Genomic DNA, 19600 nt, shown 5'->3' with positions numbered 1-19600 from the left:
TATTTCGAGGTTGATACAAAGGCTTGAAGAGAGCATTCGACCGATTCATGAAACAGACTGAAAGCCATTTCAGCGTTTTTCCGAAACGGTCTGAGGATTAGTCTGCCGCATTGAATTTCCCCGATTGATTGCCGGAGTCTCCTATGATCCTTCACTACATTTACGACCCGTTATGCGGCTGGTGCTACGGCGCTAAACCGCTGGCTCAAGCCGCTCAAGGCGTGTTGCCGGTCATCGCCCACGGCGGCGGGATGATGAGCGGCGCCAACCGCCAGACCGTTTCGCCACAACTGCGCAACTACGTGATGCCCCACGACCGACGCATCGCTGAGTACAGCGGTCAACCGTTTGGCGAAGCGTATTTCGAAGGTTTGCTACGCGACGAAACAGCGGTGTTCGACTCCACGCCGCCCATCGCTGCGGTGCTGGCTGCCGAACAAATGGCCGGTCGTGGACTTGAATTGCTGGGGCGTTTGCAAACAGCCCATTACGTGGAAGGTCGGCGCATCGCCGATGAGACGGTGTTGTGTGAACTGGCAAAGGACATCGGCCTGAAACCTCAGGCTTTTGAGGCCGCCTACAACAATGCCGATGTCGATCGGCATATCAAGGACAGTCGCGCGTTGTTGGCCCGCGTCGGCGGCCAGGGCTTTCCAACGCTGGCCCTTGAGCGCAATGGCCAATTCGCGCTGGTCGACATCAGCCCCTGGCTCGGCAAGCCTGAGGCGTTCGCAACCTGGGTTGCTCAGTCCGCTTAGACGTTTCCAGCCTATCGATAGACGATTCATCAAATTGACACGGTGTTCTGGGCGCGGCTAGCATTCGCCAACGCCTGTGGCTAACCGCCATGACTCAACAAAATAATAAAAAGGCCCGCCACGATTTCCTCGTGGGCGGGCCTTTTTGTTTTGGGGTGAAAAAAGAGCGCGATAGCGCCATTTCAGCCGTTCGACACAGCGCGTATCAACCAGTAATAAGGAAAAGAACAAAATGTTGAATAAGCGAATCAGCCTGATCGCTCTGGGGATGTTGAGCGCTACACAGGCCATGGCTAACGACCAGGCCGAATCCAAGGGATTTGTTGAAGACAGCAGTCTCAAAGTGCTGCTGCGCAACGCCTACATGAATCGTGATTACAAAGACGGTCGTGCGGACAAAGCCGAATGGGGCCAAGCGGCCATCGGTACGTTCTCGTCCGGCTTCACCCAAGGCACCGTCGGTGTCGGTGTGGATGCTTTCGGTCTGTACGCTTTGCGTCTGGATGGCGGCAAGGGTCGCACCGGCGCCCAAGGCATCGATTTCTTTAAAAAGGGCGACAGCGGCAACGCGGCTGACGACCTGTCGAAGGGTGGCGCAGCGGTCAAATTCCGTCTCTCCAGCACCACGCTGACCTACGGCGACCAGATGCCGTCCCTGCCGGTTCTGAGCTATGACAACGTGCGCCTGCTGCCGGAAAGCTACACCGGCACCTTGATCACCTCCAAGGAGATCAAAGGCCTGGAGTTGAACGCCGGTCGCTTCACCGCCGAATCGCGCAAAAGCGCTGAAGGCCGTGACAGTGGTGGCCTGAAGTCGATCAACGTGTTGGGCGGTAGCTATCAGTTCACCGAGCAATTCAAGGCTGCGCTGTACGCATCCGACGTCGAAGACGTGCTGAAGAAGCAATACGTGAACGCCAACTACGTGTTCCCGATCAACAAGGATCAGTCTCTGACCCTGGACTTCAACGGCTATCGCACCAAGCTGGACGATTCCTACGTCCGCGAAAGCGGTGCTACCGGCGACGACAACAAGATCTGGAGCCTGGCAGCGACCTTCGCCACTGGCCCGCACTCGTTTACCGTCGGTCACCAGCGCAGCACCGGCGACAGCAACCTGGGCTACGCCTACGGCGGCTATCAGAAGGATCAAGGTCGTGTCGGTGACGGTGGCAACACCATCTACCTGGCGAACTCCTACTGGTCCGACTTCAACGCCGAAGACGAGCGCAGCTGGCAGTTGGGCTACGGCCTGGACTTCACCGCATTCGGCGTTCCTGGCCTGAGCTACAACTTCGCCTACGTGCGCGGTGACAACATCACCACGTCCACCAGCGAAGGCGGCACCGAGCGCGAAATCTTCAACCAGTTCAAGTACGTCGTGCAAAGCGGCCCGGCCAAAGACCTGAGCGTGAAACTGCGCAGCTCGATCCTGCGTGTCTCGCAGAAATCCAGCGAGTACAACGTCAGCGGTAACGAAGTGCGTGTGTTCGTGGATTACCCGATCAACATCTTCTGATGATCGACTGAGTGTCCAACACTCGCTGAAAAAACCCCGACTGGCTCGGGGTTTTTTTTGCCTGAGAACCATCGAAAAACGCAAAAAACGGCCATTTTCGGTCATAAAAAACCGAATTAAAGCAACGTCATGTTCCGTTTCAAGCAGCGCTTGATATGCCTCAAATTCTTTCTCATGGACGTAAATCCTGTGCTCTCTAGATTAGGCTGCTAAATGTACGGAGATTTTGAAAATGATCGTTTTGAACAAAGAAGTGGGCGAATTTCTACGGCGGGACAAATATGCCAACGTCCGGGGTGCTGACTTCAATCTTTTCGGTCATTTCAACGATTTCGTCAGATTGACCAGAAGCTGGGAAAACATGGAGCCGGACAGTTACTACGGTCAGGCCGAGGCGGGCATGCGTTATCGACGTTACAGCGATTTCGAATACAACCCGGTCACGCGCGATCTCAAGCAGCTTGAACATCGCGCCTATGTTCAGTCCAAGGCCAACAACAGCTACGTGGGCGGGATGGTTCGGCACTTCCAGGATTTCTCCGATGAAATCATCAGTTCGCCGGTGATGCGCAGCCTGATCGACACCGACTTCGAAGTGTACAAAAACGTTTTGCCACCTGAGTTGCACGATGAAATCTGGCAATGTCAGATTCATCAGATCCGCATCGAGATCAAGCCTGGCAAGCAACTGGAAATCACCCCGGAAGGGATTCACTGCGACGGTTACCCGTTCAGCGGCGTGCACTTCTGGGGACGCAATAACGTTGAAGGGGCAGAGAGTCGTTTATACGACACTGAAAACCAGGAACACCTGGCCTCGACGACGTATCAGGAAATCCTCGACACCACCTACTTTCTCGATCGCGACATGCGTCACTACGTGACACCGGCACGCAATACCCATTCTCACGACATGGCGTACCGGCAGATTCTGGCGATCTCTTTCTCGCGGCCCGGGACCGCTTTCGACATTGTTCGCTGAACAGTACAACTCCGTGACCAGCCTCGCCGAGTGCCCTGCACCGGTGATGCTGCGGCGCACCACGGCCAAGGATGCACAGCGCCTGGAACGCTTCTTTCGGCAGTTCGAAGAAGTGTCTTTCTGTGAATGGCAGGACGCCAAATGCCTGCGCGGTGTGCTGGTGCAGAAGACCACTACCGCGTTTATCGCACTGGATGTCAGCGGCGAAATTGTCGGCGCGGTGTTGGGCGGCATGCTCGGCAGTCGCGGCACGATCAACCACCTCGCAGTGAGCCCGGATTACCGCAGCCAGGGCGTCGGTCAACGCCTGGTTGAAGCGGCGTCCTCAGACATGAAACGCGTAGGCGTTCTGCGCATGTTCCTGTTTGTCGACGATGCTAACCTTGCCGGCCAGCGCTTCTGGAGTGCCCAGGGTTTTTGCGAACCGCGCGGCGAAAGAACATTTGAGAGGGACCTATGAATGAGACGTCCAGCAGCCAGCCGCTGATGGTCGAGCCGCACGCTTCGCGCACCTTCGCCGAAGCCAGCCCGGTCATTGCGGGTTACTTCACGGTGTCGTTTGTGTTCGGATTGATGGCGGTGAATGCCGGGTTGCCCGTGTGGCTGCCGGTCGCCATGTGCCTGTTCGTGTATGCCGGCGCTTCACAGTTCGCTGCCCTGGCGCTGATTTCCAGCGGCGCTTCGCTCACCACCATCATCCTCACCACGTTTTTGATCAATGCGCGGCACATGCTGATGTCGGTCTACATGGCCAAGGCGTTGCAGGCGATGGGGCTCAGTCGAATGGAGCGCTGGTGTTACGCGGGCGGGCTGACCGATGAGTCGTTCGCCTTCCACAGCGTCAAACTGGGCAAGGGCTCGCCCGTCAACGTGCGTTACCTGATCGGTTTCAACCTGTTTTGCCACACTTCGTGGGTGCTCGGTGGTTTGCTGGGGGCGATTTGTGCGCAGTACGCGGCGCACTTGATCCAGTATCAGCTCGACTACGCGCTGACCGCAATGATGCTCTACGTGCTGGTGTCGCTGTGCAACACCCGTAACAAACTCATCGCCGCATTGGCCGCCGTCGCCTGCATGGGCGCGCTGAGCCTGGTCGGCAGCTCGCCCTTCAACGTCTTCATCGCCACATTCGTCGGCTGCGGGGTGGGCGTATGCCTGACCAAACGTTCCTGATCCTGGTCGTCGCGCTGATGATGGCCGTGACCTTCCTGCCGCGCGCGTTGCCGCTTCAAGTGAACACCGACCACTGGCCGCCCTTCGTCGCCCGGGCGCTGGAATACCTGCCGGTGGCGATCGTCGCTGCAATCAGCCTTACGCCGTTGTTGATCAAGGATCAGCACGTGCAGCTCGATCGCCCGGAATTTTATGCTGCGATTCCGACGTTGTTATGTGCGTACTTCAGCAAAAACCTCTTTCTCTCCGTTGCGGTGGGAACGGCTGCGTACATTGCGCTCGGCTCGTTCATGTAGCGGGAGGTCGACCACATCGTGCAAGGCCTGACCCGACAACTCCGGATTGTTGATCGCCAGCCGCACTTCGAGGGCATCCTCGAAACCGGGGAAAATGGTCAGGCCGTTTCGCTGGGCCGCATCCCGCGAGACCATGCCGAGGCCGTCCATTTGCGTGATCAACGACAGCGTCAGGGTTTCGCTGCACGAATACACCATCCGCTTGCCCGACTCGTAATTGCCAAGACCGGCATCGAGAAAGCGCAGGAAGCTGTGGGAATACGGACAATCGTCGGCCGGACGCACCTGAAACTTGTTGCCGAGCAACACCAGCGGATCATGTTCCTGACCGCAATGCGCACCGACCACCTGCACCTGGACATCGGGCAGGATGATGCTGGGCAAACCCGGCTTTTGCGGCCCGATCAACACGGCCAGGTCAAAATCTTCGTTCTTCAGCTTGCTGAGGTTTTCCATCGACTCGGCGTAGCTGAATTCCAGCTGATAGTCGGGAAACACCTCAATCAGGCGTCCGATCATTCGCCGATTGAAGTCAGCCGACAGCGTCGTGTTCAGCGCCACCTTGAGCGTGCGCTGCCCAGGCACCTTCAGCGCGGCGACTTTTTCTTCCAGTTGCCGCGTGGCAACCAGCACCTTGTCCATGTAAGGCGTGAGTTCCGTGCCTTGCGTGGTCAGGGTCAACCCCTTGTTGGAGCGACGGAACAACCGAAAACCGAACTGCTCTTCGACCTTGTTCAACTGCGCGGCCAACGCCTGCACCGTTAAACAGGAATGCTCTGCTGCCGCCGACAATGAGCCGGTCTGAACAATGCGCATCAGGTTGCGTAGGGTTCTGCTATCCATTGGGTAATGCCCTCTAAAGTGGGCTGGCTATTGTTGAGTACCTGGCCGCCGGTTGGGCGATTCGTGCTGGCTATAATCCTGCACCTGAACACGCTTGTCCCGAGTTTAGTAGCGAAATGATGCTGCGTCCGATGGCTGGAGGCTTACATAGAGTCGAGGTTTTTGGGGAGGGGTGGGTGATCAGGGTCAAAAAAATGCTCGGACCGGGAGGTTTGGGCATTTTTTTGGTTTTGAGACTGACAGGACTGGGGGTTATTTCCTGCGTCGTCTTAGGACGTCTCTTCAGAAAAATGAGGATCTGGCTGATAGTTATCGACTGTATAAAACGCTGAAATAGCACATGTCAGTCCAGTCTATGGCTCCGCTTATCAACTCGACATTGACCGAAAACGGTACGCTCGACCACAATGCAGAGGTAGCGCCAATGTAGCTACAAAATAACGATGAGGGCATTTATATGGGTGCATTGCTGAAAACCACTGATGTGCGCTGCCGCATTGATGAGGATTTGAAGATGCGTGCTACAGAGGTCTTGAGCGCGTGCGGCCTGAGCATCAGTGATGCCATGCGTCTCTTTCTCCGTCAGGTTGTTGCGACGCAAGGACTCCCGTTTGAGGTACGCGTCCCGTCGGAGAAGACAGCCCGCGCAATGATAGAAGCACGAAATATTCGCCAGCAGTTCGATTCGATAGACGACATGCTGAGGGATGCTGATGGCGAAACCGGAGAACAAACAGAAGCGCGCCGAAATACCTAAACAATGTGCACAAACGTCAGTATTTAAGAAGTCTTGGGAGCGTTACAGGCGGGCGGGACGTCGTGATATGAACGAAGTGCGACAAGTGATGATCATGCTTTTTCTGGGAGAGCCATTGCCCCCCGAATATCTTGACCATGCCTTGACAGGTGATTGGATTGGTTTCCGAGAATGTCATATTGGCGGTGATTTCTTGATGATCTATGAGCACACACGTTCCGACCTGATTACATTTGTTGATCTCGGAAGTCATTCAGAACTATTCAGGTAGAGCGCTCGAGTCATTTACAGCGGCTTGTTGGTGAAGTTGGCGCGATATGAAATAGAAGAAAGCCCCGACTGATACGGGGCTTTTTTTCGCGCCAAAAAAAAAGCAGCCTGAAAGGCTGCATTTAAAAAGAGGTCTCACCCGAGCGCTGATGTCCAGGTCATCAACGGGGTTCCTAACGCCGACTACTGCCACCTGAAGGCAGTCGGTTTCGCGCTCTTGGGTCGATTCTCTGCAAAGGGTGATGCTTGTGTCAATGAGCCTCGCACCAGCGAGGTCGTTTCAGTCTGAGGCTCTACCTCCACAAATGATCAAAACGATCATTTGAATGATTGATTTGCGCAAGCAATGACGAAGGCCTAAGATAATTTTGACTGAATCAATCACAAGGTGATCGATCCAGTCAGTTTCGAGGTGAAATACGTCTTACCAAACAATTATAAAAGGAGACCCTCGTGGCCCAAATTCCTATCAAGCGCACCATTGAACGCATCCCTGGCGGCATGATGATTGTCCCGCTGCTGATCGGCTCGCTGGTGGCTACATTCCTTCCCGACACACCGAAGTTTTTCGGCTCCTTCACCAATGCGCTGTTCACCGGGGCGTTACCCATCCTCGCGGTGTTCTACGTCTGCATGGGCGCGAGCATCAATATCAAGGCCACGCCTTATCTGCTGAAAAAGGGCGGCACGCTGCTCATCACGAAAGTCGGCATCGCCGTGCTGATCGGCATTGTGCTCGGGCACTTCCTGGGTGAGCAGCCGATTTCTTCGGGACTCTTCGCCGGCATTTCCACGCTCGCGGTTGTCGCGGCGATGAACGACACCAACGGCGGCTTGTACATGGCGCTGATGGGTCAATACGGTCGATCCGAAGACGTCGGCGCCTACTCGGTCATGTCCCTGGAGTCCGGGCCTTTTCTGACGATGGTGACCTTGGGTATCGCCGGCCTGTCGGCATTCCCTTGGCCGACGCTGGTAGGCAGCATCCTGCCACTGGCTCTCGGCATGCTGCTGGGTAATCTCGACCGAGACATGCGCGACTTTCTGGCCAAAGCCGTCCCGGTAATGATCCCGTTCTTCGCCCTCGCGCTGGGTGCCAGCCTGGATTTGCATAACGTCTGGCAGGCCGGTTTGCTGGGTCTCGGCATGGGTGTTGCGGTGGTCGTGCTGACGGGCATCCCGCTGTTCTTCGCTGACCGTTTGACCGGTGGCACAGGCGTCGCGGGTGTTGCCGCAGCCACCACCGCCGGGAACGCCGCAGCCGTGCCAGCGCTGATCGCAGCGGCCAACCCGGTCTACGCCGAAGCGGCCAAGAGCGCGACCATACTGGTGGCCGCCTGCGTCGTGGTCACCGCGATCCTCGCACCGTTGCTCACCGCCGCCGTCGCCAAGCGCGTACAGCAGCGCAACCCCGTTGTCATACCCGAGCCGGGGATCGAACCTCCAAAGCAGGAGGCGTTGCGATGAGGATTCTGATCATCGCAGACGATCTGTCCGGCGCGGCGGATTGCGCCATCGGCTTCGCGAGTGTGGGGATGCAGACGGTCGTCACCCTCGACCCGTTGAATGACAAGGCTGATGCTCAGGTGATTGCCGCTGACACGGACACTCGGCGCCTCACTCCGACGCGGGCCGCCGAGCGCACCGTCGCTGCGTTCAAGGCCCTGCATCAACCCGGGCAACGGCTGTACAAGAAAATCGATTCGACGCTGCGCGGCAACTGGGCGGCCGAAGTCGCCGCCCTGCAACCGCTGGCCGGCCTGGCCATCGTCGCCCCGGCGTTTCCCGCCACCGGACGCACGTTGCTCGGTGGCCGGGTGTTCGTGAACGGCCAACCGCTGGAGACCACCGATACCTGGAAACTGGAAAACGCCGACCGTCCGGCCGATGTCGAAGCGATGCTCGTTGCCGCCGGCCTGAGCACCGCGAAGCTCGACCTCGACACCTTGCGCGGCAACGAAAAAGCCCTTGAGCGACACATTGCTGAAATTGCCGGCAATGGCACCCAGGCACTGATCGTCGATGCGCAAACCGAGGACGACCTGCTGACCCTCGCTCGCCTGACCGCCTCGATGGAGCAGCCGCTGTTCTGGATCGGTTCGGGTGGCCTTGCGCGGGAAATCGCCAGTCTTTCTGATTTCTCCGAAACACGTTTCACAGCCAGCGAACCGACAGCGCAGGAAAAAAGCCAGGCACCGATTCTGATCCTCGTCGGCAGCCTCTCCGGCGTCTGCGAACGCCAATGCGCTTTGCTCAAGGAACGTGGCGGCGTCAGCGAATTGGTTGTCCCACCCGAGGTTCTTCGCCAAGGCACGACGCATGCCGATTGGGCGCTCTGGCAATCGCGCATCGGCGAGCAACTGGACGGCTGGAGCGACCTGCTGCTGCGCATCGGGCGCGATGAAGCGTTCGATCCGCAAGAGGGCGCGCAACTCTCAAGCATGCTCGCCGTGCTGGTCGAGCCGCACTTTGCCAAGGTCGGCGGTCTGATCGCCACGGGCGGCGAGACGGCCCGGGCCATCTTGACCACCGTCGGCATCGACAGCCTGCAACTGCTGACCGAAATCGAAGCCGGCGTCGCTTTCGCCCGCCCGACCGTTTCCCGGCAGGGTCACCGCCCCGGCATCGTCACCAAAGCCGGCGCGTTCGGCACCGACAACGCTTTGTATGCGGCATGGCAACACCTGAGCGACAGCGCCGATCGCTCCCCGCCCCAACGCACACGAATCCAAGGACTCGAATGAACACTATGAGCAACTACCTCCCCATCATCGGCATCACCATGGGCGACGCCACCGGCGTCGGCCCGGAAATCATCGTCAAGAGCCTGACTCATGACATCGTCTACCAACAATGCCGGCCGCTGGTGATCGGCGATGCCCGCCGTCTCGAACAGGCCAACGTCATCGTCGGCGGCAGCGCCAAAGTGCGCCGCATCGAGAACGCCGCCCAAGCCTTGTACGAGGCCGGCACCATTGACTGCATCGACCTCGACCTGATCCCCGACGACCTGCCGTTCGGCGAACTGTCGCCAATCGCCGGTGACGCCGCTTATCAATACATCGCCCGCGCGGTGAAACTCGCCGAAGCCAGCGAGATTGACGCGATCTGCACCGCGCCGCTGAACAAGGAAGCGCTGCACGCCGGTGGCCACAAATACCCCGGCCACACCGAAATGCTCGCGCACCTGACCAATGTCGATGAAGTTTCCATGATGCTGGTGGCGCCGCAACTGCGGGTGATTCACGTCACGACGCATATCGGCATCATCGACGCGATCCGCAAGATCGAACCGGGCCTGGTCCAGCGCACCATCGAGCGCGGCAATGACACGCTGATCAAGGCCGGCATCGCCAAACCGCGAATCGGCGTGTGCGGGATCAATCCCCATGCCGGTGAAAACGGTTTGTTCGGTTATGGCGAAGAGGAAGAAAAAATCATCCCTGCGGTGAAGCTGCTGCAGGAACGCGGCCTCGACGTCACTGGCCCGCTGCCCGCCGACACGCTGTTCTTCCGCGCCGGCCGCGGCGACTTTGATCTCGTGGTGGCGATGTATCACGACCAAGGTCACGGCCCGGTCAAAGTGCTCGGACTTGAAGCGGGCGTGAACGTGACCGTCGGCCTCGACGTGATCCGCACCTCGGTCGACCACGGCACGGCTTTCGATATCGCCGGCAAGGGCATCGCCGATGAACGCAGCCTGCTCGAAGCGCTGCGTCAGGGGGCGGAACTCGCCACGCGACGGGGATGAGCCGCGCGGGCGCTGTCGTGTAAGATCGACCACCGTCCACACAACGAGACCCGCCATGAAAGCCTCCGAACGCCACCGCGCCATCCTCGATCTCGTACGCATTGGCGATGCCAACGTCGAGCAATTGAGCGCGGCGCTCGGAGTCTCGGAAGCCACAGTGCGGCGCGACCTGACCATGCTCGCCAAACAACGGCATCTGGTGCGGACCTATGGCGGCGCCACTTCGGTTGTCGGCGTTCATGAGCCGGAAGCTTCCCTTGAAGAACGCAAGACGTCGCAGTGGGAGCAAAAAGACGCCATCGCCCAAGCTGCGGCGGCTCATGTACAGGACGGTGATACCGTGCTGCTCGACGGCGGCACCACATGTGCTGCGCTGGCCCATCATTTGTGTTCGCGACAAGACGTGCATGTGGTGACTAACAACCTGCTCGCCGTGATGACTTTGGCCAATGCGCCGGGGGTTCGGTTGACGTTGATCGGTGGCGATCTGCGCGGTTCGAGCATGAGCACGTTGGGGCCGTTGGCTGAGCTGACGTTAAGTCGGTTGAGTGTCGATAAGGCGTTTCTGGGTGCTGATGGTGTGGTCGCGGAGTTTGGTTTGTGTGAGGCGAGTGCGCAGCAGGCGTATTTGAAGGAATGCATCATCAAGCGGGCGGCGCAGATAGTTGTCCTTGCTGACACTGACAAGCTGGGGCGGGCTCGGCAGCAGCATTGGACGCCGATTGAGCGGGAGTGGCGGTTGATTACCAGCTCAACCGCGGATGAGGCGGCGCTTGCGCCGTTTTATGCGCTTAAGCAGATCACTGTGGAGACTGTGAGAGTCGATAACGCTTAAGCGTTGTGAACGTTTTTATGCACGTAGATTCGTTTTTGCGCAAAAGGCATATGCCAACGCCCTCTCATTGATGCAAAAAGCCCCGATTGATTCGGGGCTTTTTTATGCGTGCGATTTAGATCACGGTACGACGTTACTGGCTCGGTTGTTACACGGTGCGTCGAGCACCTTCACCACGTCATCGATGATCGCTTTACTCATGTCCTGCAAGTAATGCGATGCCCAGGCGTGGCGGTCTGTGTCGCGGACCATGGCCGCGTCTGATGCGAGCAGTTTGGCGACGTGGAGCAGATCGGATGCGTGGGAGAGGGCTGCGATGACCGGGACGCCTGCGTTGATGCGAAAGAGCGGTTGGTTGGCGTGGTGGGAGAAAGGGGTGAGGCCGATGGTTTTCAGGTCTTGGGGGTTGGTCATTGGGCACCTCCGGTTTTTGGACGGTGGTGGGTGGTGACCAGTGAAGCGGTAACGCAAATTTTGGACGGATCGATAGCGGGCATTAGCAAAAACTCCTGAATCAAAGTTAGAGCTACCACGTTCGTTATCAGGCGAATGGGTGGCAGCTATGCGCGGGCTGATAAACCGGAGATACAGGAACCCGGCAGACCCGAAGGTCTCCCACGCACAGCCGCCATTACACGGAAATGCAGGCACAAAAAAACGCCAACAATCGTGATTATGGGCGCTTGTGCGCCTGTATCTTACTCGGGTTATCAGGCCCGGTCGCTGAATTGGCAGCGACGGTTTGAAGGTAGCTTGAGGGAGGCGGATGCGCAATCGTGGCTAGGTGGTGGCGTAGGGTGAGAGCTTCAGTGATTTACTGGTCCTGAGGCTTGGGAATGCGTGAATGACCCACGTCTAACCTGACGCCGGCTTCATTCTCTTCGACGCCAGGCTTTTGAGGGCAATCAGTGACGATCGATAGCTCCACTTCCCTCACCATTTTGTTGGCAATTTCCTCGTCGTGCGTGACATGGAACGGGCTGTCGAAGAATCGAATTGTCATGAGCATTTCTCCATTTTTTGGCGATATCTAAACATTGCGGTTGGAAGTTGGCCGATTAATCATTTTCGACGCAAACAGTTTTAGCGTCTTCCATCGAGACAATCATTACACCAAGTAACTAATGATGTTCCCGCCCCCACCTTTATCCCCTCCAGCTAACTCCATACATTGAACTCCAACGCCGACCCATTCATTCCGAAGGGAAGGTCACTGGAGAGTCCTCATGCCTTTCGTAAGCGTACGCATCACCCGCGATGGCGTTACCTCTGAGCAGAAAGCTCAGGTGATCGCCGAAATCACTGAAACCCTGGAACGCGTCCTGAAGAAGGATCCGCACCTGACCCACATCGTGATCGAAGAAGTCGACACCGATAACTGGGGCTACGCCGGCATCACCACCACCCGGTACCGAAAGCAACTGGCTGACGCGGAGGGCAAGTCATGACCGCGTCCGTCTCCATCGATTTTATCTCTGACGTGGTGTGCCCGTGGTGCGCTTTGGGCGCGACGGCGCTGGAGCAAGCGATCGAGAACGTGGCCGGAGAAATCTCGGTTGAGCTGACCTACAAGCCTTTCGAGTTGAACCCGGACATGCCGGCGGTCGGCGAAAAAGCGGTCGAGCATTTGATGCGCAAGTATGGACGCACTGCCGAGGACGTTGCCGCCGGCAAAGCGATGCAGATCGAACGTGGCGCGGCGCTTGGTTTCAAGTTCGACCTGGAGAAGCGCACTCACTTCTACAACACGTTTGATGCGCACCGGCTGTTGTTGTGGGCGTTGCAGGAAGGGCGGCAGGTCGCTCTGAAGAAAATCCTGCTGCGAGCCTATTTCGCCGACGGCGAGAACCCGAGCGATCGCGAGACGCTGGTTCGTCTGGCGGCTGAAGCGGGACTGGATGCGGCGGCTGCTCAAGAAGTGTTGGCGTCCGGCGCGTTTGCCAAAGAAGTGCGTGAGCTTGAAGCGTTCTACCGCCAGCACGGCATCAACTCGGTCCCGGCCATGGTGCTTAACGGACGTCACCTGGTGTCCGGTTCGCAGTCGGTCGAGTACTACGAACAGATGTTGAGACAAATGGCCAAGGTCCCCGCCGAAGCCTGATTACTTACTTTTTCAAACCATCATTTATTAGTAGAGGTTCATCATGAGCAATTCGAAAAAAGTCATCGTAATTACCGGCGCATCCCAAGGCCTCGGCGCAGGCATGGTCAAGGCGTTCCGTGATCTGGATTACAAAGTTGTCGCCACATCGCGTTCGATCAAGCCGTCCACCGACCCGGACATCCTCACCGTGGCCGGCGACATCGGCGACCCGGCAGTTGCGCAGCAAGTGATCCGTGAAACCATCGCCCGTTTCGGCCGCATCGATACCCTGGTCAACAACGCCGGGATCTTCGTTGCCAAGCCGTTCACTGCTTACACCGCTGAAGACTACGCCGCGGTGCTGTCGGTGAACCTGAATGGCTTCTTCTACATCACCCAACTCGCGATCACCGAGATGGAAAAACAAGGCAAAGGCCACGTCGTGAACATCACCACCAGCCTGGTCGACCACGCGATTGATGGTGTGCCGTCGGTGCTGGCTTCGCTGACTAAAGGTGGTTTGAACGCGGCGACCAAGTCGCTGGCGATTGAGTACGCCAAGCGCGGGATTCGGGTGAATGCGGTTTCTCCTGGCATCATCAAGACTCCGATGCATGGTGAGGAAACTCATGAGGCGCTGGGGAATCTGCATCCGGTTGGGCATATGGGTGAGATCAGTGACATTGCGCAGGCTGTTGTTTATCTGGATAGCGCGAACTTTGTCACTGGCGAGATCCTGCACGTCGATGGTGGGCAGAGCGCTGGTCACTAAGACTGCTTTTCCAAAGTGTAGAAACAGCGAAGCCCTTGTATTTCTACGAGGGCTTTGTTTCGTCTGGTGCCGGTGTGGGGCAGAAAATAGATCTGTCCCATTTTTACTGTACGGTGCCTATAGTTGAAGCTCTGCAACAAAAATCAATGCTGCTATGCCTTTTGGCGACTGCTATAAGAAGTTTGGAGAGCCTGTCGAGGCATTGCGAATAGACTTGCCAGACGGGCAGATGACGCATGTGCTACGCCATACGTTTGCAAGTCACTACCTGGCGAAAGGTGGGATATTCTTACGCTGCAGGGTGTCATCGGTCATGCGTTGTTAGCTATGACGATAAAGTACGCTCACTTTAGTCCTGGGCATCTTACCGAGGTCGTACACCGCAATCCGCTTTCAGTTGATGTACCCACCAAGGGAGCAAAGTGAATGCCTGGAGAAATTGATTGGACGCCTTTGGTGCAGTCGCTTGCTGCGATCAATTGGACAGCGGTGTTGGTAGGTGGTGTAACGGGGGCCGGTCCATTTCTGCTATGGAAAAAGCAAGTGAAAAAGGAGGCCGAAAGCGTCAGAGCGTCGCTTCTCGCTGAGGTGGCGGCGCTAGTCGAAATTGTGGAACGTCGTGGCTATCTACCGGGCTTGCGGGAGAGGGAAGCGCTGTTGCGCGCACGATCCTCATCTGCTTATGCAATATTCCCAAACGCTAAAACTATTGAGCCATTTGTAGTCCACATTGATAGCCAGTACAGCAGGGTCTATCAGGGAAATGTATCGAAACTCGGGGTGCTCACAGCGGAGGATGCGAAACAGATCGTTCGCTTCCATCAGCTCGCTGACAGCGTCAGGCTCGACGTAGTACCCGGTGGCGTACTCACAAAAAGCTCGAACCCGCAAGCCTTCAAGGAAACAGGTGATTTACTGGAGATGGCTATGAAAATTGGCCGCGATTTGACGGAGCCGAAGCCGGTGCCCACGCCCAAGTGGTGGAAGTTCTGGGTCCCAAGAATATAAAGTGTGGGCACTTTGTGGACGTTTTCACGATTTGACGTGAGGTAGTTCCGAAGCCCAGAAACGACAAAGCCCCGCATTGCGGGGCTTTGAATATCGTGCGGCACCAGGAGTCGAACTATATAAAAAATGGTAATTATCTCAGTAGCTTGTGTTCGTGCTGAGCTGCTATTTACCTCTATTTCTATCCTTAAGCGGCTGGTTTTCACTGAATTGCTTTGGATTTTCTACGCACCTTGCAAGCTCATTTGGACTGCTCCCCGTATCCTTGATGTCTTCAACCCATCCAGCCCACGATTTTGCTAACTGATAAAACGGCCAATCCCATAATCGTGGCATGTCTCCGCTTTTTGATTGATCTTATTATTTTAATTTCGTTTTGATCGGGTGCGCCCAGTAATAGGGCGTACTTCGTTGCTGCGGCGGTAATGCATGGCATGCTAGATAAAGGTATCAATAGAAAATGCGTGCAGTTTGTAGTTGGATGGCTGTAATATTTTTGGCTTGAGTTGAATTTGATTTGTATTTTTGGAATAACATAGAAACGGCATAAATATTATGCTTGCTAGTGAAAGAGTAGTAATGACGTCTGCGGTTGCCTTATTATCTGGAGCGGTGCAGATTTCTAGCTTTATATTGATTTCAAGTCAGGTTATACTTAAGTTTGGATTTTGTGGATAATTAATATTTTCCAGGAGGTTCGGGGGGGGGGCTGAAAATGTCAGAAGTACTGAAAGTGTTTTTGTTTTCGTATCTGTCGTAGAGATACTTTATTGTTGAGAAGTGTGCGTTGATTAAACGTATGAAGGCGGTGTTTAAATATGGGTGAGAAAGAGATTAAAACGACGGTTTTAGACAAGCTTTTGAAAACAGGGCAGATTGATTTTTCGTCCCTTGTTTTTAGTGAGATGAACTTGGCAAGAAAAGCTCGTAGGGTAGATCTTGGTTATATTCGAAATCAAGAGATGGTCGCAATTGAAATTAAGAGCGAAAAAGATTCGTTGTTTCGATTGGCGGGACAGCTCGAAGAGTACAGAAAATACTTCGATCGCGTCATTGTTGCCGTTGCTGGGAAGTACGTTGAAGGGGTCCTCGCTATCGCTGATGATGATGTGGCGGTTTGGGAGGTGACATCGGACGGGTTAAAGGTGATTCGCAAGGGACGTCTGATTAAAAATATATCTAAGCAAAATTATCTTGAGCTCATGACGAAGAGAGAAGTCTCCCTTCTAGCTAGGCGAGTCGGCATAATTCCTTCCGATATTGCAATGTATGAGCTGAAAATCGAAGTCTCAAGTAGGTTGAGTAAGATTTCTAAATCTGATGTGAAAGACATACTTCTAGACGGGATTTCTAAGAGGTTTAGCATGCCGTCAAATAGGTTCCTGGCCAAGGTCTGCGCTTTTGGCAGTGTCAGACCATCCGATGTGATTTTGTTAAGCCCATATTTGAAGCGCGTAGTCGAGGTAGCATGAGAGAGTGGTCAATCCACCCACTCTTCATCGGTGTTAATTATATCCCCAATAGCATTGTAATGAAGCTGATTGAAAAGATGGATGTTGATGCGAACTGCAGTGGATTTCTGAGCGCTGTAAATTCCGAACTCATTATTTTCAGAGGTTATTTCTATCTGTTGGGTGCCCCAAAGGCGTAGCTCTGGAATCCAATATTCATCACTGATGATTTCTTTTGCGATATCTATATAGGCAGTCGTGCGTTTGGCTTTGGAGTCTGGCGCGTTATCGTCAACTTCTCGTCTGACGAATTTCCAATCTTTTTTTAATGGGTAATCAATTCTAGGAGGAGGAACTCCCGAACCACCCTCTTGTTTTTCTGCACGTGCGCTTCCTCTGTCGGAATAAACGACAGGATTGAAGATTCCTTTTTCTGCTATTGTATTAAAAAGAATTCTCTCGTATATAGAGTTCGTTCCTCGATGTTGCCCTGCAAAACCTGAAGGGAAAGAGGATGCGCTTATTGATATCGTAACATTTGCAATCTGGCGTTTTGCTTCTAGCATCAGCCTTTCTAGAAGCGGAATCCTCTCGTGGAAATTTACGTCGATCCCCCCTAGATCGTAAATAATAAGAACATTTTCCGCTTTAGTAACATTTAAAGCGGTAATCAAGCGGTTATGCTTCTCAATATTTAACTCGTTTGGACAGATCCTCAAGACTAAACCTCTGTCAAGGGATGACAGCTTGTTAATCTGACCCTCAATATCTTGTAGGCTTTCATGTCGAAGGCAAGGGATCGCATTTTTTTGGCTTTTTATGAAGTTGTACCAATTGTCATAACTGTTACTAGGATCTAAAAGCTGCACTAATTCTTGATACACGGGTTTTTCGGGATATTTTCCGGTGAACAGGAATACTTTATTTTCGGAAAGAAATTTTTCGTCGATATCTGAGATCCAAGGACGGTTCCCTATGGACTCCTCAATTTTCTTGAGTGAGTTTTCCAAGCGATGAGCACTAACCCATCCTCTCAGGGAAAAGAGCGGAAGTAGTTCATCTTTGTCTTTGTCGGGGAGTTGTGCAATCGCCGTCATTTCAGCAAGACTTATTGCTAAAATCGGTATGTATTCCCAATTTGGAAATGTATCTTGCATAAACTATTTTTTCCCCGTCCTGATTTTTATTGCGGCGAGCGATACTTGGGCGAGCTCAGCGATTTTTTTATATCGATCATCTGGTTTTAGCGCTCCATGCACAATTAGCGCTTCTTGGATAAGCGATGCAGGCATTATTATATCTGCCGCTAATCTATTGGCTTCTCTTTCCAGATCATCCGAGAGTCTCGAGCGATAAAGTACATCATCTGTGATGCCGCCAGCGAGACGTTCACGATGCAGCAAAAAATGCGCGATTTCATGCGCAATAGTAAATCGTTGTCTTTCTTTAACATCGTGGCGATTAACCTTGATCGTGATAACTCCGTCCGACTCCCTTATTTCTCCTGAAATTGAACCTGGCATAGTAGATTTAAGGATGGTTAATCCGAGATCCTTGGCGATTGCTCCGACCGCCACTGGCAGATTAGTTTGATGCGAAGATATGACCGTTCTTTGATGATCGCTCAAAGAGTTCCATTCCGGCGAAGTTCTCAATTTGACCGCTCCTCATCTGTAACTTCATCCGGCATTGAAGTATCTCGATAAACAATATTTTCCACAGCGTTTTGAATTAACCTGTCGAATCTGTTTTCTTCGATTAGCTTAATTATATTCTCTTCTGTCGCTCTCGGAATTTCTTCTTTGGCGACTATTTTTACAGTTTCTTTTGCGGTTTTTCGAGCGTCTTTAATAGCTTCGTTCTTTATGTTGCGATACCCAAGTATTGCTAGTATCGCAATAAGTACTCCAAGTACAGTTATAATTACTGATACAGCGGATAATAAAAGCGTGGCCACGCTGTTGTCGTCAGGTTTCCTTAATTCTGAGACTTCTTTCTCTAGATTTTTTATTTTTTCGGCTTGGAGTTTTACTTCCAGTACAAGATCTCGTGTGCTGGAATCCGCTTTGGGAGTCATCGACTGGACGATCTCCTGAATAAGAAGATAGTCTTTCAGATTTTCGTGATTTGTCAGGCTTGGCTCTTCTTGATTCTGTTCTTTTGTTTCGGTGTTGGATATTTCTGCAAGAGTCTTTACGGCGTAAAGACTAATAATTAAAGCCAGAATCAATGTGGCTAATGTTGTTGAACGTATATGTCTTATATTTGAAGTCGAAGTACTTTTTTTTTGCGCTGTGTTGGGCATGCTGTTGTTCATTATGTTGTCGGCGCTGCGATGCGCCGGTTTGTTGTTCCCCAACCTTTAATTACTGTATAGACTGGTGATAAAAGATGGAGTATGCCAGCAGGAGGTGCGAAAAAAAGATAAAGAATAAATAAAAGTGTTTGTTGCGTGCGCGTTAAGTCGTGTCGATGTTGAGAGTACGACGACGTGGCTTTCACCATACGCTTTCGTTCTCGGACATTTGATAAAATTGCTTTCCAGTATTCTATATATTCCATCACTGCGCTTTCTCCTTCTGCTGCCTTGAAGCTTGAAGTAAATAGCCTTACTATCTTCCTATGCTTTTATAATGATTGGATGTCTAGCTTTAATAGATACTTTCATCTGCTCATTAGTGTCAGTGTGCCATTGGGAGGGGCCAGTATTCAACCTCCGATGCTGTTTAGGGTTGCTCCTTTAAATTATTCAAGGGCTTGAGTCTAAACCGATATCGACTCGGTCATTGATCCGACCACGAATGCTGTGTGTTATCAAGCCTTTAGAGCTCCCAGCGTGGGTATATTGACTTGATGCTAGCCACGTCTCCCGGAAAGCTACATCAACCTAAGAACGGGATACGTCGAGAAGCACCTCGCGATGACCTGCAAATTCAAGTGAGCGTTTGCCGGTTTAAGATGCCCAACAACCGTCCTCCATCGAGGCGGCTAGGATCGGGATACCCCTGAACCTATCGGAAGACCCTTCACGCTATCTCGCCGATCTGGCCGAGACGAGTGGCCAAGTGCGAGTTGCTTGGTGGTGGACGTTCTTCACGATGA

General features: G+C 53.9%; 23 protein-coding genes. 17 read left to right on the top strand and 6 right to left on the bottom strand.

Annotation, left to right across the window (positions count from 1 at the left end; all coding sequences use genetic code 11):
• Positions 1-143 precede the first annotated feature (143 nt).
• The 6 genes from ACRC4F_RS24050 (at position 144) to ACRC4F_RS24025 (ending at position 4728) form a co-directional block, all read left to right on the top strand.
• Positions 144-758, top strand: coding sequence for a DsbA family protein (locus ACRC4F_RS24050; RefSeq protein ID WP_438661599.1), 615 nt, complete (start codon positions 144-146; stop codon positions 756-758).
• A gap of 232 nt (positions 759-990) precedes the next feature.
• On the top strand, positions 991-2277 hold the full coding sequence (locus tag ACRC4F_RS24045) for an OprD family porin (RefSeq protein ID WP_438661598.1): 1287 nt from the start codon (positions 991-993) through the stop codon (positions 2275-2277).
• Between the two features lie 232 nt (positions 2278-2509).
• Positions 2510-3259 (top strand): 2OG-Fe dioxygenase family protein, encoded by a 750-nt coding sequence (locus ACRC4F_RS24040; RefSeq protein WP_094469618.1) that lies wholly within the window; start codon positions 2510-2512, stop codon positions 3257-3259.
• Between the two features lie 46 nt (positions 3260-3305).
• Positions 3306-3719, top strand: coding sequence for a GNAT family N-acetyltransferase (locus ACRC4F_RS24035; protein WP_178082335.1), 414 nt, complete (start codon positions 3306-3308; stop codon positions 3717-3719).
• The gene (locus ACRC4F_RS24030) at positions 3716-4432 is read left to right on the top strand and encodes an AzlC family ABC transporter permease (RefSeq protein ID WP_438661597.1); all 717 of its coding nucleotides are present in this window, start codon (positions 3716-3718) and stop codon (positions 4430-4432) included. Before ACRC4F_RS24035 ends, ACRC4F_RS24030 begins: the two co-directional genes overlap by 4 nt.
• On the top strand, positions 4411-4728 hold the full coding sequence (locus ACRC4F_RS24025) for an AzlD domain-containing protein (protein WP_094469616.1): 318 nt from the start codon (positions 4411-4413) through the stop codon (positions 4726-4728). Before ACRC4F_RS24030 ends, ACRC4F_RS24025 begins: the two co-directional genes overlap by 22 nt.
• Here ACRC4F_RS24025 and ACRC4F_RS24020 read toward each other — a convergent pair.
• On the bottom strand, positions 4645-5571 hold the full coding sequence (locus tag ACRC4F_RS24020) for a LysR family transcriptional regulator (RefSeq protein WP_438661596.1): 927 nt from the start codon (positions 5569-5571) through the stop codon (positions 4645-4647). The genes ACRC4F_RS24025 and ACRC4F_RS24020 overlap by 84 nt on opposite strands.
• Before the next feature lie 457 nt (positions 5572-6028).
• Here ACRC4F_RS24020 and ACRC4F_RS24015 point away from each other — a divergent pair, with 457 nt between their 5' ends.
• The 6 genes from ACRC4F_RS24015 (at position 6029) to ACRC4F_RS23990 (ending at position 11184) form a co-directional block, all read left to right on the top strand.
• The gene (locus ACRC4F_RS24015) at positions 6029-6328 is read left to right on the top strand and encodes a type II toxin-antitoxin system RelB/DinJ family antitoxin (RefSeq protein WP_438661595.1); all 300 of its coding nucleotides are present in this window, start codon (positions 6029-6031) and stop codon (positions 6326-6328) included.
• The gene (locus tag ACRC4F_RS24010) at positions 6279-6599 is read left to right on the top strand and encodes a type II toxin-antitoxin system YafQ family toxin (protein WP_438661594.1); all 321 of its coding nucleotides are present in this window, start codon (positions 6279-6281) and stop codon (positions 6597-6599) included. Before ACRC4F_RS24015 ends, ACRC4F_RS24010 begins: the two co-directional genes overlap by 50 nt.
• A 452-nt stretch (positions 6600-7051) precedes the next feature.
• The gene (locus ACRC4F_RS24005) at positions 7052-8065 is read left to right on the top strand and encodes a 2-keto-3-deoxygluconate permease (protein WP_438661593.1); all 1014 of its coding nucleotides are present in this window, start codon (positions 7052-7054) and stop codon (positions 8063-8065) included.
• A complete protein-coding gene (locus tag ACRC4F_RS24000; protein ID WP_438661592.1) occupies positions 8062-9342 on the top strand; it encodes a four-carbon acid sugar kinase family protein in 1281 nt (426 codons plus the stop codon). The genes ACRC4F_RS24005 and ACRC4F_RS24000 overlap by 4 nt, the downstream gene beginning before the upstream one ends.
• A 5-nt stretch (positions 9343-9347) precedes the next feature.
• Positions 9348-10349 (top strand): 4-hydroxythreonine-4-phosphate dehydrogenase PdxA, encoded by a 1002-nt coding sequence (gene pdxA, locus ACRC4F_RS23995; RefSeq protein ID WP_438661686.1) that lies wholly within the window; start codon positions 9348-9350, stop codon positions 10347-10349.
• Between the two features lie 55 nt (positions 10350-10404).
• Complete coding sequence (locus ACRC4F_RS23990) at positions 10405-11184, top strand: DeoR/GlpR family DNA-binding transcription regulator (protein ID WP_438661591.1); 780 nt, start codon at positions 10405-10407, stop codon at positions 11182-11184.
• Positions 11185-11304: 120 nt separating this feature from the next.
• Here ACRC4F_RS23990 and ACRC4F_RS23985 read toward each other — a convergent pair whose 3' ends face one another.
• Together ACRC4F_RS23985 and ACRC4F_RS23980 are read right to left on the bottom strand one after the other, a co-directional pair.
• The gene (locus tag ACRC4F_RS23985; protein ID WP_438661590.1) at positions 11305-11598 is read right to left on the bottom strand and encodes a DUF3077 domain-containing protein; all 294 of its coding nucleotides are present in this window, start codon (positions 11596-11598) and stop codon (positions 11305-11307) included.
• 400 nt (positions 11599-11998) lie between these two features.
• Positions 11999-12187 carry a hypothetical protein gene (locus tag ACRC4F_RS23980; protein WP_438661589.1) on the bottom strand — a complete coding sequence of 63 codons (189 nt, stop codon included), beginning with the start codon at positions 12185-12187 and terminating at the stop codon, positions 11999-12001.
• A 223-nt stretch (positions 12188-12410) separates the two neighbouring features.
• Between ACRC4F_RS23980 and ACRC4F_RS23975 the strand changes: the two genes are divergently transcribed.
• From ACRC4F_RS23975 to ACRC4F_RS23955, 5 genes are all read left to right on the top strand, one after another.
• Positions 12411-12632, top strand: a complete 222-nt coding sequence (locus ACRC4F_RS23975; RefSeq protein ID WP_438661588.1) for a tautomerase family protein — start codon at positions 12411-12413, stop codon at positions 12630-12632.
• Positions 12629-13285 (top strand): DsbA family oxidoreductase, encoded by a 657-nt coding sequence (locus ACRC4F_RS23970; RefSeq protein WP_438661587.1) that lies wholly within the window; start codon positions 12629-12631, stop codon positions 13283-13285. The genes ACRC4F_RS23975 and ACRC4F_RS23970 overlap by 4 nt, the downstream gene beginning before the upstream one ends.
• Before the next feature lie 43 nt (positions 13286-13328).
• Entirely contained in the window at positions 13329-14039 is a 711-nt protein-coding gene (locus ACRC4F_RS23965; RefSeq protein WP_438661586.1) for an SDR family NAD(P)-dependent oxidoreductase, read from the top strand.
• Positions 14040-14465: 426 nt separating this feature from the next.
• On the top strand, positions 14466-15047 hold the full coding sequence (locus tag ACRC4F_RS23960) for a hypothetical protein (RefSeq protein WP_438661585.1): 582 nt from the start codon (positions 14466-14468) through the stop codon (positions 15045-15047).
• A gap of 818 nt (positions 15048-15865) precedes the next feature.
• Entirely contained in the window at positions 15866-16519 is a 654-nt protein-coding gene (locus ACRC4F_RS23955; RefSeq protein ID WP_438661584.1) for a sce7726 family protein, read from the top strand.
• A gap of 8 nt (positions 16520-16527) precedes the next feature.
• Here the strand turns inward: ACRC4F_RS23955 and ACRC4F_RS23950 are convergent, their stop codons facing one another.
• The 3 genes from ACRC4F_RS23950 to ACRC4F_RS23940 are packed head-to-tail and all read right to left on the bottom strand — an operon-like array spanning position 16528 to position 18803.
• A complete protein-coding gene (locus ACRC4F_RS23950; RefSeq protein WP_438661583.1) occupies positions 16528-17655 on the bottom strand; it encodes a beta family protein in 1128 nt (375 codons plus the stop codon).
• 3 nt (positions 17656-17658) lie between these two features.
• The gene (locus tag ACRC4F_RS23945; RefSeq protein ID WP_438661582.1) at positions 17659-18153 is read right to left on the bottom strand and encodes an ImmA/IrrE family metallo-endopeptidase; all 495 of its coding nucleotides are present in this window, start codon (positions 18151-18153) and stop codon (positions 17659-17661) included.
• Positions 18150-18803, bottom strand: coding sequence for a hypothetical protein (locus tag ACRC4F_RS23940; RefSeq protein ID WP_438661581.1), 654 nt, complete (start codon positions 18801-18803; stop codon positions 18150-18152). Before ACRC4F_RS23940 ends, ACRC4F_RS23945 begins: the two co-directional genes overlap by 4 nt.
• Between the last annotated feature and the right edge of the window lie 797 nt (positions 18804-19600).

It is taken from the genome of Pseudomonas sp., from assembly GCF_051660785.1.
Classification (GTDB): Bacteria; Pseudomonadota; Gammaproteobacteria; order Pseudomonadales; family Pseudomonadaceae; genus Aquipseudomonas.
Note: the sequence above shows the minus strand (reverse complement) of the source record. Positions and strands in the feature narration are given on the sequence as shown.